The sequence below is a fragment of the Sphaerotilus mobilis genome (assembly GCF_004216565.1).
GTDB classification, from domain to species: Bacteria; Pseudomonadota; Gammaproteobacteria; order Burkholderiales; family Burkholderiaceae_C; genus Sphaerotilus; species Sphaerotilus mobilis.
In genome coordinates, this window is sequence record NZ_SGWV01000010.1 from 171,730 (window position 1) to 185,266 (window position 13,537).

Consider the following 13,537-nt stretch of genomic DNA (forward strand, 5'->3'; position numbering starts at 1 on the left):
CCCACCGACACGGACCAGACGGAGACACCGACATGACACGACAACGCATCGGCTTCATCGGCCTGGGCATCATGGGCGCGCCGATGTGCGGCCACCTGATCGCCGCCGGGCACGAGGTCTTCGTGCACACCCGCAGCAAGCTGCCGCCGGCCATCGTCGACAGCCCCGCCACGCGCTGCGCCAGCGCCGCCGAGGTGGCGCAGCGCGCCGACGTGATCGTCACCATGCTGCCCGACACGCCCGACGTCGAGGCTGTGCTGTTCGGCCCGGCCGGCATCGCCGAAGGTCTGGCGCAGCGCCCGCACGGTGCGGCACGCGCGACGGTGGTCGACATGAGCTCGATTTCGCCGATCGCCACCAAGACCATGGCCACGCGCATCGAGGCGCTGGGCGCCGATCACCTGGATGCGCCCGTCTCGGGCGGCGAGGTCGGCGCGCGCAACGCCACGCTGTCGATCATGGTCGGCGGTGACGAGGCCGTCTTCGAACGCATCCGGCCGCTGTTCGAGACCCTGGGCAAGAACATCACCCGCGTCGGCGGCCATGGTGACGGACAGACCGCCAAGGTGGCCAACCAGATCATCGTCGCGCTCAACATCGAAGCGGTCGGCGAGGCCCTGCTGTTCGCGGCCAAGGCCGGCGCCGATCCGGCCAAGGTGCGGCAGGCACTGATGGGCGGCTTCGCGGCCAGTCGCATCCTGGAGGTGCACGGCGAGCGCATGGTCAAGCGCACCTTCGAGCCGGGTTTCCGCATCGAGCTGCACCAGAAGGACCTGAACCTGGCGCTGGCCAGCGCCCGCGCGCTCGGCGTCAGCCTGCCCAACACGGCCACCGCACAGGAGCTGTTCAACGCCTGCGCCGCGCACGGCGGCAAGGGCTGGGACCATTCGGCGATGGTGCGCGCGCTCGAAGGCATGGCGAACTTCAGCATCGGCGATCCGGCCTGACGTCCACGGGCATGCGGCGCACACCGAACGATCGCTGACGCACTACGATGAATTCCATGCACGGAGACATCACCAACCACCTGCCCGCCCGCACGCTGCTGCGCCGGATGTTCGATGCCGCGATCGCCTCGGCGCAGCCGGAGGTGAACATCGCCGCGCACCTGCCCGATCCGGCCGCGCTGCCCAACGGCCGGCTGGTCGTGATCGGCGCGGGCAAGGCGTCGGCGGCGATGGCGCAGGCGGTCGAGCGGGCCTGGCCGGGCGACCTGTCGCAGCTCGGCGGCCTGGTCGTCACCCGCTACGGCTACGCGGTGCCATGCCAGCGCATCGAGATCGTCGAGGCGGCCCACCCAGTGCCCGACGACGCTGGCCTGGTCGCCGCGCAGCGCCTGCTCGCGCTGGCCGAGAGCCTCGGGCCGCAAGACACCGTGCTGTGCCTGATCTCGGGCGGTGGCTCGTCGTTGTTGCCCTTGCCCTTGCCGGGTCTGACGCTGGCCGACAAGCAGGCGGTCAACCGCGCCCTGCTGGCCTCGGGCGCGACCATCGGCGAGATGAACGTGGTGCGCCGCCACCTGTCGGCCATCAAGGGCGGACGGCTGGCGGCGGCCTGCCACCCGGCCCGCGTGCTGACGCTGCTGATCTCGGACGTGCCGGGCGATCAGCCCGCCGACATCGCCTCCGGCCCCACCGTGGGCGACGTGAGCACGTGCGAGGACGCGCTGGCCATCGTGCGCCGCTGCGGCATCGACCTGCCCGAGACCGTGCGCGCGGTGCTGGAGAGCGGACGCGGCGAATCGGTCAAGCCCGATGACCCGCGCCTGGCGGGCTGCGAGACCCGCATGATCGCGACGCCGCAAATGGCGCTGGAAGCGGCCGCCGCCGTGGCCCGGGACAGCGGCTACGAGCCGCTGATCCTCGGCGATGCGATCGAGGGCGAGGCCCGCGACGTCGGCAAGGTGCTCGCCGGCCTGGCGCTGCAGATCGCCCGCCGCCAACAGCCCTTTGCACCGCCCTGCGTGCTGTTGTCCGGCGGCGAGACGACGGTGACGGTGCGCGGCCACGGCCGCGGTGGCCGCAACGTCGAATGCCTGCTGTCCTGCGCCATCGCCCTGAACGGCCAGAGCGGCGTGCATGCGCTGATGGGCGACACCGACGGCGTCGACGGCCTGGAGGAAACGGCCGGCGCCCTGATCGGCCCCGACACCCTGCGCCGCGCCTGGGCGCAGGGCCTCAAGCCGCTCGACCAGCTGGCCGACAACAACGGCCACGGCTTCTTCGAGGCGCTCGGCGACGCCGTGGTGACCGGACCGACGCTGACCAACGTCAACGACTTCCGGGCGATCCTGATTGAACGGGGGTGAAGAAGGGCGAGGCGAGGCGGCCGCTCAGGCCGCTTGTCGCTGCCCATGCTGTCCGCGCCTGACGCTCCAGACCTGCTCAAGGTCTTCAGGCTGAAACACCTCCGTCGCCAGGGTGCGACCTTCGGCATCGGTGAATTCGACCAGGTAGGCCGTGCTCGGCTCGGTCAAGGCGTGCACGATGGTTCCCTCGGCACCGATGGCGATGCCAGCAGTCGGCATCGCCCGCTTGACGCGCACAACATCCAGTTCTTCAAGCATCGCCTCACCTGTACACGTAGAGGGTCGTCAGTCTGGGCATGTCATGCCCTTCGTCGATCATCCATCCCGTTCTGACCATAGCACGGCCTCCAGGGCCCGTCAGGAGCAGGTCGACGGCAAACTCTCGCCCACCGGCCCGCGTCCGTTCGACCGCCGGGTGATCCGGTAGAGCCTCAAGGATGGCGTCGACCAGCTCTCGCCAGTTCTCTCGCGTATAGCCAAGCGCCGAGGCAAACACGCGGGACTTCGGGCCTCCGCGCGGATGTGAAGGGTTCAGCGCATAGTCGAACAGCTTCTCCAGCGGAATCACCGCCCCCTGGAAGTTCGGCAAGGCTTGCGGGTCGGGCATGGCCCCATTCTCATGAGGGCGTGCGCCCGCGCCAGGCCCTCTGAAGAGGGGCTTGCCAGACGGTTCTCAAGCCCTTTGCGCCAGCGCCCACGCCAGATGCTCGGCCAGCACGGCATCGTCCAGGCCCGCATCAATGGCCGATTGCAGGGCGGCGGCGATCGCCGCATCGCCGGTCTCGCGCCAGGCATTGCCCAGGGCGATGGCGAGGTTGCGGCGCCAGCGGGTGTGGCCGATGCGGCGGATGGCACTGCCTTCGGTGCGGTGCAAGAAGGTGGCTTCGTCCCAGTCCCACAGCGCCAGCAGGGTCGGGGCGACGAAGGGGGCGCGGACGTCGAAGTCGGGCAAGGCGCTGACCTGCGCGTACTTGTTCCAGGGGCAGGCCAGCTGGCAGTCGTCGCAGCCGTAGATGCGGTTGCCCATCGACGAACGCAGCTCGGTCGGGATGGGGCCGTCGTGTTCGATGGTCAGGTAGCTGATGCAGCGTCGGGCGTCCAAGCGATACGGCGCGACGATGGCCTGGGTGGGGCAGGCGGACAGGCAGGCGGTGCAGCTGCCGCATGAGCCTTGCACATCGACAGGCCCGTGTTCATCGGCTTTGCCGGCCAGCACCGGGGTGACGGGCAAGGCCAGGTCGACGTAGATCTCGCCGAGGAAGAACATCGAGCCGTGTCCACGATCGAGCAACAGCGTGTGCTTGCCGCGCCAGCCGATCGCGGCGCGGCGGGCCAGTTCGACCTCCAGCACCGGGGCGGAATCGCAGAAGACGCGGTGGCCATGCGGGCCGATCTCGGCGGCGATGCGATCGCTCAGCTGCTGCAGGCGGTGGCGCACGACCTTGTGGTAATCGCGGCCCCGGGCATAGACCGACACGACGGCCTCGTCCGGGCGGCTCAGCCGGGTGCGCTCACGGTCGCGCCAGTCTTCTGGCGTGTCGCGTGGCAGGTAGTCGGCACGCACGCTCAGCACACGCACCGTGCCCGGCACCAGCTCGGCCGGCCGGGCGCGCCTGAGGCCATGTGCGGCCATGTAGTGCATCTGACCGTGAAAGCCTGCCTGCAGCCACGCGAGCAGGCCGGGCTCGGCGCTGGCAAGGTCCACGTCGGCCACACCGATCTGGGAGAATCCAAGCGCCCCGGCCCACCCGCGCAGCTGTTGCGACACGCGAGCCAGCAAGGTGGCATCGGGGCGCTGCAGGTCGGATGGACACGTGCTCATCCGGCGATTCTAGGAATGCCCCTGGCACGCCAAGTGGCTGCCCCACCGACTTGAACCGTCCCCTCGTCCTGAACTGGTCCGATGAAGCCGACTGTGCCGCGATGGCCTGCCGGCTGGCCGCCCTGCCCGCCCTGCGCGGGGCCTGCATCGAGCTGCACGGCGGTCTGGGTGCCGGCAAGACGACCTGGGTGCGCCACCTGCTGCGCGCGCTCGGCGTCAGCGGCCGCATCAAGAGCCCGAGCTACGCGATCGTCGAGCCGTATGCCTTGCCGGCCGATGCGAGCGGCGCGGTCGCCGCGAGCGACGCTTGGCACTTCGACTTCTACCGCTTCGGCGATCCGCAGGAGTGGGAAGACGCCGGCTTTCGCGAACTCTTTGCTGCGCCTGGACTCAAGCTGGTCGAGTGGCCCGAGCGCATCGCCGGCCTGACCGGCCCGGCCGACCTGGCGCTGGACATCGAAGCCCGCATCGACGGCAGCCGCGCGGTGCAGGTCCATGCCGGCACGCCGCTGGGCCTGTCCTTGCTGGCCGGCCTGTCGCAACCGAGGTGATGACCATGACGTACCCCACCGATCGACGACAGATGCTGGCGCGCACCGGCACCCTGCTGCTGAGCTTCACCGCCGTCGGTGGGCCGGCGCGGGCCGCCAACCTGGTCGCGGTGCGGGTCTGGCCGGCGGCCGACTACACCCGCGTGACCATCGAGTCGGACCTCGCCTTGACCACCCGCCACTTCGCCGTCGAGGACCCGCCGCGCCTGGCCATCGACATCGACGAGCTGGAGCTGAGTCCGCAGCTGCGCGAGCTGGTCACCAAGGTCGGCCAGAACGACCCCAACATCGCCCGGGTCCGGGTCGGCCAGAGCGAGCCGCGCAAGGTCCGCATGGTGTTTGACCTGAAGCGGGCGAGTCGGCCGCAGGTGTTCTCGCTGCAACCCATTCCGCCGTACCGGCACCGGCTGGTGTTCGACCTGTATCCGGCGCAGGCGCCCGACCCCTTGCTGCAGGTGGTGCAGGCGCGCGAGCAGTCGCTGGCGGCAGCTGGCGCCGCGTCGGAGCCGAGCGCGGCAGAAGCCTCGGCCGATGCCGCCTCGTCGGTCGGCGATGCACTGGGCGAGCTGATCGGCAAGATCGAGACGAGGCCGACAGACACAGCCGGGCCCCCAGCCCCGACGGTGCCGGCCCTGCCCACGCCTCCCGCGACCGCGCAGCGGCCGCCGGCCTTGCCGCCGGTGGCGTCGACCCCACCGGGCGCACCGACCGTGCAGCCCGGCCGAGCCGGCATCAACCGGCTGGTGATCGTGGCGATCGACCCCGGTCACGGCGGCGAAGACCCCGGCGCGATCGGGCCGAGCGGCCTGCGCGAGAAAGATGTGGTGCTGCGCATCGCCCGCCAGTTGCACGACGAGCTCAACCGCCGGCCCGGCATGCGCGCGATGCTGACGCGCGACGGCGACTACTTCGTGCCGCTCAATGAACGGGTGCGCAAGGCCCAGCGGGTCCAGGCCGACCTGTTCATCTCGGTCCATGCCGATGCTTTCATCCGGCCAACGGCACGGGGTGCCTCGGTCTTTGCCCTGTCCGAACGCGGCGCCAGCAGCGCGGCCGCGCGCTGGATGGCGCAGCAGGAGAACCGTTCGGACGCGGTCGGCGGCATCAACATCAAGGCCAATGACCGGCACGTCATCAACACGCTGCTGGACATGAGCACGACGGCGCAGATCCGCGACAGCCTGAAGATCGGCCGCGAGGTGCTGGGCCATATCGGCCGCGTCGGTCGGCTGCACAAGGACGAGGTCGAACAAGCGGGTTTCGCGGTGCTCAAGGCGCCGGACATCCCGTCCATCCTGGTCGAGACCGCCTTCATCTCGAACCCGGAGGAGGAACGCCGCCTGCGCGATCCGGCCTACCAAGCCCAGCTGGTGCAGGCCCTGCTGACCGGCGTGACGCGCTACTTCGCTCGCAACCCGCGCATGGGTCGCAACAGGATGATGTGATGTGAGCCCCCGGTCTCGCGGGTACGCGAGACCACCCCCCGTGGGGGTCCCGCCTCAGGACTGCGTGGTGGGCTGGCGGCGTGCTTTCCAGGCGCCGAACAGCGCGAGAAGGCCGGGGATGACGATGAAGGCCCAGATGATCTTGCTGAGGTGGGTCTGGACCCAGGGCACGTTGCCGAACAGGTAGCCCGCGCCGATCAGGCCGACGACCCAGAGTGCGGCGCCGGCGACGTTGTAGGCGACGAACTTGCTACGCGTCATCTCGGCCACGCCGGCCACGAAGGGCGCGAAGGTGCGCACGAAGGGCATGAAGCGGGCGATCACGATGGTGATGCCACCGTGCTTCTCGTAGAAGGCATGGGCCTGCAGGAAGGCTCGGCGGTTGAAGAAGCGCGACTGCTCCCACTGGAACACGCGCGGGCCGATCGAGCGGCCGATCGTGTAGTTGAGCTGGTCGCCCAGCACCGCCGCGATCAGCAACAGTCCCATCGCCAGCGGCAGGCTCATCAGCCCCAGGCCACACATCGCCCCGACCACGAACAGCAGCGAGTCGCCGGGCAGGAAGGGCATCACCACCACGCCGGTCTCGACAAAGATGATCGCGAACAGCAGGGCATAGATCCACATGCCGTGGTCCGCCACAAACTGGGCCAGATGCTGGTCCACGTGCAGCACGAAATCGATCAGGACAGCGAGGAATTCCATGGCCGGGATTATCCGGGCCGACATTTCCGTACATCCCGTCACAGATTGCGACAATTTGCCGATTACGGCCATCGAGCTTGCACTTTCGGCCCGCACACTGCCGTCCAGCCCAACACCTTCCCCACATGCGCCGTCGCTCGCTGCTCCGTTCTGCCCTGACCCTGACTGCCCTGCCGCCCTGTGTCCATGCGGCGGGCAGCGACGACATCCTGCTTGGCCAGATCGGCCCGCAGGGCGCCCAACTCGATGCGGCCTGCCACGAACAGCTCGCCGGCATGAAGCTCGCGATCGACACGGCCAACGCGCGCGGCGGTTTCGGTGGCCGCAAGCTACGCTGGGTCCGCATCGACGGCAGTGGCCTGGCGCCGGCGATGCTGGCCGCCAAGGCGCAACGGCTGGGCTCGGAGCCAAGCTTCGCGGCCTGGCTGGGACCGGTCGGTGCCGCCAGCCAGCAGGCCCTGGCGCAACTGCCACCGGACGGTCGCGCGGCCTGCATCGGCGCGCTGTCGCTGCAGGATCGCCAGCGCGCGGCGCTGCCGGGCTGGCAGTTCCATGTCCGCGCCAGCCAGGCCCGCGAGGCCGAGGTGCTGGTGCGCCACCTCGGCACGCTGCGCCTGACCCGCACGGCCATCGTCAGCCGCAGCGGACCGGACGGCAATGAATCAGCCGGCGTGCTGGCCGCAGCGCTGGCCGAACGGGGCCTGAAGCCGATCTCCCAGGCCAGCGTCACCGATGACCCGGCCACGCTGCAGGAGGCCGCCCGCAAGCTGGTCGCGCTGGACCCGCAGGCACTGCTGCTGGCCTTGCCGGCGCACCAGCTGGTCGGCCTGATCGGGCAGGTCCGCGCCCTCAAGCGCCAGCCCGCGATCTATGCGCTGTCGATGGGCGGCGGCGAGGCGCTGATCGAAGGCGCGCTGCAGCGCGCCGAGGGCGCCGTCATCACCCAGGTCGTGCCCCACCCCTGGAGCGACGCCCAGCCGGCGCTGCAGGACTACCGCCGGGCCTGCGAGCCGGCCCAGGTGCGCGTGGGCTACGCCAGCCTGGAGGGCTACCTGACCGCCCAGGTGCTGATCGAGGCCCTGCGCCGCGCCGGCCCGCGCGTCCAGCGTCGCAGCCTGCGCGACCAGCTCGCCACGCTGCAGCTGCCGCTGGCCGGCATGGATGTCGACTTCCAGCGCGACGAGTCGGCCGGATCGCGCTACGTCGAGCTGGTGCAGATCGGCCCGGGCGGACGCTACCTGCGCTGACCGGACGGGCCTTCGCTTGGGGTGAGCTCCCTAGAATCCCGGCGATGAGCCTGAACGCTGAAACGCCCGATCCCGCCGATGTTCCCGCCCGCCGCCCGATCCGCGAACTGCCCGACGAGCTGATCAGCCAGATCGCCGCTGGCGAGGTCATCGAACGGCCCGGTTCGGTCGTGCGCGAGCTGCTGGACAACGCGCTGGACGCCGGCTCGCGCCAGATCACGCTGCGGCTGGCCGCTGGCGGCGTGCGCGGCATCAGCGTCGAGGACGACGGCGCCGGCATCCCCGCCGACGAGTTGCCGCTGGCGCTGCGCCGCCATGCCACCAGCAAGATCGGCAACCTGCATGACCTCGAACAGGTCGGCACCATGGGCTTTCGCGGCGAGGCACTGGCCGCTGTCGCCTCGGTCGCCGAGCTGAGCATCACCAGCCGTCACGCCGGCCAGCCGCACGCCATGCGCATCGATGCCCGCACCGGCGAGCTGAGCCCGGCCGCGCGCGCCGTCGGCACCACCGTCGAGGTGCGCGAGCTGTTCTACGCCACCCCGGCGCGGCGCAAGTTCCTCAAGACCGATGCGACCGAGCTGGCGCACTGCCTGGACGCCGTGCGCCGCCACGCGCTGGCGCGGCCCGAGGTCGGCTTCGCGGTCTGGCACGAGGGCCGGTTGGTCGAGCAGTGGCGCGCCGCAGCGCCCGACCAGCGCATCGCCGACGTGCTCGGCGCCGACTTCATCGCCGCCAGCCGGCCGGTGACCTCGCAGGTGGGGCCCCTGCGCGTGATCGGCCGGGTTGGCCTGCCCGAGGCCGCCCGCGCCCGTGCCGACCTGCAATACGCCTATGTCAACGGCCGCCACGTGCGCGACCGCCTGGTCGCCCACGGCGTGCGTTCGGCCTACGAGGACGTGCTGCACGGCCAGCGCCAGCCCAGCTATGTGCTCTTCATCGAGCTGCCGCCCGAGCGGGTCGACGTCAACGTTCACCCGACCAAGGCCGAGGTGCGCTTCCGCGACTCGCGCGAGGTCCACCAGGCGCTGCGCCGTGCGGTCGAGGCGGCGATCGCGGTGTCGACCGCACGGCGCAGCGACGAGGACATCGCCCCGGACGCCGGCGCAGCGGACGGTGCGGCCGTGCCGGCAACGTTGCCGGCCCCGCCGCCCCAGCCCGCCTGGCAAGCCCCCGCCATGCCGCGTGTGCAGGGCGCCCTGGCCTTGCAGGAGGCGGCGATGCTCTATGGCCAGCCGGTTCCACCGCGCGCCTGGAACACGCCAGCTTCGAACCCTGACCACCCGGCCATGCCGATCAACACGGGCCCTGCGGCGACAGGCTCAGCGCCTGAGCCTGTGGCAGCCACGACCCCGGCGATCGGCCAGACCGCCATGGCCGTCGAGCCCGACGAGGCCTGGCCGCTGGGTCGTGCGCTGGCCCAGCTTGGCGGCGCCTACGTGCTGGCCGAGAACCGCCGCGGGCTGGTCATCGTCGACATGCATGCGGCACATGAGCGCATCGTCTACGAGCGCCTCAAGCGTGACGTCGCCGAGCGACGTCGCGCCGCCGTCGAGTCGGGTGACGCCGCTGCGGAAGGCATCCCAGCCCAGCCGCTGCTGATCCCGGCCACCTTCGCGGCCACGCCCACCGAGGTCGCCACCGCCGAGACCCATGCGCAGACCCTGCGCCTGCTGGGCCTGGACCTGAGCCCGCTGTCGCCCGGCGTGCTGGCGCTGCGCTCGCGGCCAGCGGCCTTGCACGACGCCGATCCGGTCGGGCTGGCCCGCTCGGTGCTCGCCGATCTGGGCGGGGCCGACACCGGCGAGGCCAGCACGCGCGTCCAGCGCGCCTACGACGACATCCTCGCCACCATGGCCTGTCACGGCGCCGTGCGCGCCAACCGCAAGCTGACCATCGACGAGATGAACGCGCTGCTGCGCGACATGGAGAACACCGACCGCGCTGACCTGTGCAACCACGGCCGGCCGACCTGGCGTCAGGTGACGATCAAGGAACTGGACACGCTGTTCCTGCGCGGACGCTGAGGCGGCGTGCACGCCCGCATCAGTTCACGATCGTCAGTTCACGACCGTCAGTTCACGACATCCATCGGCTGGAAGAAACGCGTCGCCACATCCCGGGCCGGGTCCGAAGGTCGGTGGCTGGCCTCGTCGCGCACCCGGGCGACCGCGTAGAGCCAGACCGCATCGCGGAAAGCGGCCAGTGACAACGGCGTGTGGAAGCTCGGCCGGCGGATCACCGCCGCCAGCAGCGCGGACACGCCGTGGGCGTGCCAAGCGTCGCGGATCGCCGGCCAGATGTCGGGGTGCTGCTCCAGCGAGGGGCCTTCGTGGCCGTCGGCATCGTCGAGGTCGGCGCGCACGTTGTAGAAGGCGCACAGATCGCCCAGCACACGTTCGACGTTGCCGGGCTGACCCAGCTGGCGGTAGTGATCGAGCAGGCGCAGGTAGATGCCGGGGCTGCGGCCGATGCGGCCCTTGAGCGCCGCTTCGAGCAGGGTCGCGCTGGCACCGGGCGCGCCTTCGGCGGCGATGGCGTCGATCTTTTCGAGCAGCTGGGCGTGGCGGGTCTCGTCCAGGCCGTCGGGATCGAAATCGGGCTCCTCGGCCGGCAGGACCTGCGGCACCGGCATGTAGGTGCGGGTCGAGACCTTGGGCTGGACCGGCATCTCCGACACCGCCGCCTGACGATCGCGGGCCGCATCGGCCAACGGATCGCGCGGCGACAGGGCCTCGCGGTCCCAGGTCGACGGCGAGGCGGACACCGCCCAGCGCGAGACCGACCAGCGCGACGGCGGGTCCGGGTCCTCCGAGCGGATGTGGTCGTCCAGCAGTTCCTCCAGCGTGGTGTCGCGGGCATCGGACGTCCGGTCCCGGCGACCCCGCAGACCTGCCCGCCCAAACTGCCACGCCAGGCCCAGGGCCCGGGGCAAGAAGAGCAGGCCAAGGGCACCCAGGATGGCGTACAGCGCGACCTGCATCGTTCCGGCGCTTTCGCCGACCCGGTCCCGTTCCTGTTGGGCCTCATCGAGCCGCGCCTGCAGGGCGAGCAGCGCCTCCTGCGAGCGACGCTGCTCGTCGCGCATGGACTCCAGCTGCTGGTGCAGGCGGTCGACCGCCGCCGTCATCGCGGCGGCGGCCTGCGCCGACGTCACGGACGGAACCACCGCCGCCGCCGCCAGCGCCGGTGCCTGGGCCACACGGGTGCCCTTGGGCGCAGCGGCTGCGGCGGGTTTGGGGGCTGCGGCCGCGCGCCGCACCCGGGGCGCGGGCGCGACGGTCAAGGCGGCCGAGCCGGCGGCAGCGGGCGTCGCGTCGCTGCCCGACGCCGCTGCGGCTGGCGACGGCGCGGCGCCGGTCGCGATGCCGGGATCGCCAGCGAGTTCGCGCGTCAGGCCGATGCCATCGGGCGGCGGGTCCACCAGCAAGGTGAACTCGCGCGTGTAGCGCGCCCCGCACAACAAGGCCGCGCGGACCCGCACGACCGGCTCGCGCACCGGTTCCTCGTCGACCAGGGTGAGCCAGACCTCGCCGTCGCCCGCCGCACTGGCCTGGCTGACCCGCAAGGTCGTGACGCTGCCGGTGTCCTGGCCGTGGAAGACGCTGGCCTGGACGCAGCGCTGCAGCACCGCCCCCGGCTCCAGGTCTGCGGCCCGGACCCGCATGACGACCTCGATCGGCGAGCCGACCCGCGCCCGCGCGCTGGCGATGTCGATCGACTGGGCTTGCACAAGGCCGATCTGCAGCAGGCAGACGGCCCATCCCACGTGCGACAGCCTGCGGGCAGCGCGCGGGAGACGGTGCGTCCATCGAACCGGTACATCCATGGGTGTGCTGCCTTCGGCTGGGTTATTCGACAGTTTCCATTGTTTACAAGCTCGGTGGTGCGCGTCCAACGCCTGCCGTGCTGTCTTGCGGCAAAACATCTCACCCCGGCATCCTGCGCTGACTGCTGGCGCAAAGCCCCCCCGGATTGCGGGGTGTAGGCCTGTAACAGCGGCTCACAGCCCCGCCGGACCGGGATCGACATACTCGCAGCAGCACCGCATCGCGCCGGTGCGCCTGCGCACAGCCCGCCCGAGGATCCCGATGCCGTCCCCCGAAAACGCCTTGTCACCCAGCCCGCGAGGCGCCACATTGTTGTCTCGACGCAACGTCCTGGCGCTGTTGAGCATCCCCTGGGTGACGCCCCTGCGGCACGCCAGCGCGGCCGGTGCCACCGAAACGAGCGACATGGCCACGGCCCGCCTGGTGGACGCCCAGCTGGCGCCGCAGCAGTTCGCACTCGACCTCGGCCGCGTGCCCGACGCCACCTTGACGGACTACGTCGCCAGCATCGCCGCGACGCTGCAGCGCCAGGTCGCGCGGACCGATCTGACACTGGCCGTCCGGGTCTTGCGCGCCCACCATCTGCAGGCCTATGCCTACCCGGCCGGCAGCATCGGCCTGAGCCGCGGCATGTTGCTGGCGCTGCAGGACGAGTCCGAGCTGGCCGCGCTGATCGCCCTGCAGGCGGCCCATGCCGAACAAGGCCGGATGAGCCTGCCGGCTGGCGCCCGCGACGCCCGCCAGGCGGTGGTGACGCAGGCGGTGGCCGCCAGCCAGGCCTCGGCCTGGTCGCCGCCGCTGGGCCTCGACGGCCGGCTCGGCACGACAACCCTGTTGCCGGTGCGCAGCGCCGACGAGGCCCGTGCATCCGACCAGCGGGCCCTGCAGATGCTGGACGCAGCCGGCTACCCCGCGCACGCCCTGCCGACGCTGCTGCAACGCCTGGTCGACCTGCGGCGCCAGCAACCCGGCCTGTTCGCCGCCTTCGACCTGGGCGAGCCGGCCCTCGACAGCCGCGTGGCCAGCACCCGGCAGGTGGCCGAGCAACGCCACGCCATGTCCCGGGGTCGACCCGTCCGGCGCGAACGCTGGCTGGGCGGCACGGTCGGGCTGCAGGCCAGCCTGTCCCTGGTCAGCGATGCCCAGACCGCCGAGCAGGCGATGCTGCGTCAGGAATGGCCGTTCGCCCTCGAACGGCTGCAGACCGCGCTGGCCCAGCAACCGCGTGACCACGGCGTGCTCATGCGCACGGCGCAATGCCTGCAGGCGATGGGGCGGCTGCGCGACGCCCGCGGCCATGTGGCCGCCGCGCGCGAGGTCGATCCGGACGAGCCGCTGGCCTGCAAGCTGGGCGCCACGCTGGCGCTGGCCCAGCGCGACCCGGCACACGCCTGGCTGGAGCTGGAGGCGCACGACCGCCTGCTGCCGGGCGATCCGGCGGTGGTCTTCCTCAAGGGTGTCGCCCTGGAAGCGCTGGGCCAGGCCGCCAAGGCGGCGGAGCACTACCGCGCCTACCTCGGCTACACCACCCAAGGACAGGCGGCGCAGTACGCCAGCGCGCACCTGAGGTTGCTCGGGCGCTGACCCCGTCGTCGTCACAGCGGCTGGCTAAGATCGCCGCCCACTGGC

At 71.4% G+C, this 13,537-nt stretch carries 12 protein-coding genes; 7 read left to right on the forward strand and 5 right to left on the reverse strand.

What is annotated here, in order from left to right:
* The first annotated feature begins 32 nt into the window (after window positions 1-32).
* Together EV685_RS13115 and EV685_RS13120 are read left to right on the forward strand one after the other, a co-directional pair.
* Window positions 33-947, forward strand: coding sequence for a 2-hydroxy-3-oxopropionate reductase (locus EV685_RS13115; RefSeq protein WP_130482493.1), 915 nt, complete (start codon window positions 33-35; stop codon window positions 945-947).
* Window positions 948-1,003: 56 nt separating this feature from the next.
* A complete protein-coding gene (locus tag EV685_RS13120; protein WP_130482494.1) occupies window positions 1,004-2,308 on the forward strand; it encodes a glycerate kinase type-2 family protein in 1,305 nt (434 codons plus the stop codon).
* A 24-nt stretch (window positions 2,309-2,332) separates the two neighbouring features.
* On the opposite strand, the gene EV685_RS13125 is transcribed toward EV685_RS13120, so the two are convergent.
* From EV685_RS13125 to queG, 3 genes are all read right to left on the reverse strand, one after another.
* Window positions 2,333-2,566, reverse strand: coding sequence for a DUF4926 domain-containing protein (locus EV685_RS13125; protein ID WP_130482495.1), 234 nt, complete (start codon window positions 2,564-2,566; stop codon window positions 2,333-2,335).
* A 4-nt stretch (window positions 2,567-2,570) separates the two neighbouring features.
* Window positions 2,571-2,915: a DUF6883 domain-containing protein gene (locus EV685_RS13130; protein WP_130482496.1), complete on the reverse strand. Its 345-nt coding sequence runs from the start codon at window positions 2,913-2,915 to the stop codon at window positions 2,571-2,573.
* A gap of 66 nt (window positions 2,916-2,981) precedes the next feature.
* On the reverse strand, window positions 2,982-4,064 hold the full coding sequence (gene queG, locus EV685_RS13135) for a tRNA epoxyqueuosine(34) reductase QueG (RefSeq protein ID WP_130482879.1): 1,083 nt from the start codon (window positions 4,062-4,064) through the stop codon (window positions 2,982-2,984).
* A gap of 50 nt (window positions 4,065-4,114) precedes the next feature.
* Here queG and tsaE point away from each other — a divergent pair, with 50 nt between their 5' ends.
* On the forward strand, window positions 4,115-4,681 hold the full coding sequence (gene tsaE / locus EV685_RS13140) for a tRNA (adenosine(37)-N6)-threonylcarbamoyltransferase complex ATPase subunit type 1 TsaE (protein WP_130482497.1): 567 nt from the start codon (window positions 4,115-4,117) through the stop codon (window positions 4,679-4,681).
* Between the two features lie 5 nt (window positions 4,682-4,686).
* Complete coding sequence (locus EV685_RS13145) at window positions 4,687-6,126, forward strand: N-acetylmuramoyl-L-alanine amidase (RefSeq protein ID WP_242615577.1); 1,440 nt, start codon at window positions 4,687-4,689, stop codon at window positions 6,124-6,126.
* A gap of 54 nt (window positions 6,127-6,180) precedes the next feature.
* On the opposite strand, the gene EV685_RS13150 is transcribed toward EV685_RS13145, so the two are convergent.
* Window positions 6,181-6,831 carry a DedA family protein gene (locus EV685_RS13150; RefSeq protein ID WP_130482499.1) on the reverse strand — a complete coding sequence of 217 codons (651 nt, stop codon included), beginning with the start codon at window positions 6,829-6,831 and terminating at the stop codon, window positions 6,181-6,183.
* A 125-nt stretch (window positions 6,832-6,956) separates the two neighbouring features.
* Between EV685_RS13150 and EV685_RS13155 the strand changes: the two genes are divergently transcribed.
* Window positions 6,957-8,078, forward strand: a complete 1,122-nt coding sequence (locus tag EV685_RS13155) for an ABC transporter substrate-binding protein (RefSeq protein ID WP_130482500.1) — start codon at window positions 6,957-6,959, stop codon at window positions 8,076-8,078.
* 44 nt (window positions 8,079-8,122) lie between these two features.
* A complete protein-coding gene (mutL, locus tag EV685_RS13160; protein WP_130482501.1) occupies window positions 8,123-10,105 on the forward strand; it encodes a DNA mismatch repair endonuclease MutL in 1,983 nt (660 codons plus the stop codon).
* Between the two features lie 47 nt (window positions 10,106-10,152).
* Here the strand turns inward: mutL and EV685_RS13165 are convergent, their stop codons facing one another.
* The gene (locus EV685_RS13165; protein ID WP_165396797.1) at window positions 10,153-11,847 is read right to left on the reverse strand and encodes a hypothetical protein; all 1,695 of its coding nucleotides are present in this window, start codon (window positions 11,845-11,847) and stop codon (window positions 10,153-10,155) included.
* A 322-nt stretch (window positions 11,848-12,169) separates the two neighbouring features.
* Between EV685_RS13165 and EV685_RS13170 the strand changes: the two genes are divergently transcribed.
* Window positions 12,170-13,492 (forward strand): M48 family metalloprotease, encoded by a 1,323-nt coding sequence (locus EV685_RS13170; RefSeq protein WP_165396798.1) that lies wholly within the window; start codon window positions 12,170-12,172, stop codon window positions 13,490-13,492.
* Window positions 13,493-13,537: the final 45 nt, after the last annotated feature.

Coding starts and splice junctions, on each gene's coding strand:
- EV685_RS13115 (WP_130482493.1), top strand. CDS start 33: ATGACACGACAACGCATCGGCTTCATCGGCCTGGGCATCATGGGCGCG.
- EV685_RS13130 (WP_130482496.1), bottom strand. CDS start 2,915: ATGCCCGACCCGCAAGCCTTGCCGAACTTCCAGGGGGCGGTGATTCCG.
- mutL (WP_130482501.1), top strand. CDS start 8,123: ATGAGCCTGAACGCTGAAACGCCCGATCCCGCCGATGTTCCCGCCCGC.
- EV685_RS13120 (WP_130482494.1), top strand. CDS start 1,004: ATGCACGGAGACATCACCAACCACCTGCCCGCCCGCACGCTGCTGCGC.
- tsaE (WP_130482497.1), top strand. CDS start 4,115: ATGGACACGTGCTCATCCGGCGATTCTAGGAATGCCCCTGGCACGCCA.
- EV685_RS13125 (WP_130482495.1), bottom strand. CDS start 2,566: ATGCTTGAAGAACTGGATGTTGTGCGCGTCAAGCGGGCGATGCCGACT.
- EV685_RS13155 (WP_130482500.1), top strand. CDS start 6,957: ATGCGCCGTCGCTCGCTGCTCCGTTCTGCCCTGACCCTGACTGCCCTG.
- EV685_RS13150 (WP_130482499.1), bottom strand. CDS start 6,831: ATGGAATTCCTCGCTGTCCTGATCGATTTCGTGCTGCACGTGGACCAG.
- EV685_RS13170 (WP_165396798.1), top strand. CDS start 12,170: ATGCCGTCCCCCGAAAACGCCTTGTCACCCAGCCCGCGAGGCGCCACA.
- EV685_RS13145 (WP_242615577.1), top strand. CDS start 4,687: ATGACGTACCCCACCGATCGACGACAGATGCTGGCGCGCACCGGCACC.